At 48.9% G+C, this 609-nt stretch carries 1 protein-coding gene and 1 pseudogene; both read left to right on the forward strand.

Annotation, left to right across the window (positions count from 1 at the left end):
• Positions 1 to 231 (forward strand): annotated as a pseudogene (gene yigI, locus ACLO87_RS16840) (acyl-CoA thioesterase YigI); the annotation flags it as partial.
• A 51-nt stretch (positions 232 to 282) separates the two neighbouring features.
• A partial coding sequence (gene rarD, locus ACLO87_RS16845) for an EamA family transporter RarD (protein ID WP_430224352.1) occupies positions 283 to 609 on the forward strand: 327 nt, incomplete at its 3' end.

Genomic DNA, 609 nt, shown 5'->3' on the forward strand with positions numbered 1-609 from the left:
ACCTTAACCCGCCACGAAACCATCAGTGAAGATGAACTACGCCAGCGGCTATCGCGGATGGGGACCATTGATCTTCGCGTCGATTATCTGCGCCCAGGCAGAGGCGAGCGTTTTACTGCTACCAGTAGCCTGTTACGTGCAGGCAATAAAGTCGCCGTCGCCCGCGTTGAATTACACAATGAAGAACAGCTTTATATTGCCAGTGCCACCGCCACCTATATGGTAGGTTGAAGACATAAAAGCAGGTAAACTGCTGTTACCAATTAAAAATGAGTATTCCCGATGGATGCAAAACAAACGCGGCAGGGCGTATTACTCGCTCTTGCCGCTTATTTTATTTGGGGTATTGCGCCAGCGTACTTCAAACTGATTTACTACGTGCCCGCCGATGAGATCCTGACGCATCGCGTGATCTGGTCGTTTTTCTTTATGGTGGTGCTGATGAGCATTTGCCGCCAGTGGTCCTATTTAAAAACGCTGATTCAGACGCCACAGAAAATTTTTATGCTGGCAGTCTCTGCCGTGCTGATTGGCGGCAACTGGCTACTGTTTATCTGGGCGGTGAACAATCACCATATGCTGGAAGCGAGCCTTGGTTACTTTATTAAC

Source organism: Paenalcaligenes sp. Me52 (assembly GCF_050487965.1).
GTDB lineage: Bacteria > Pseudomonadota > Gammaproteobacteria > Burkholderiales > Burkholderiaceae_B > Paenalcaligenes.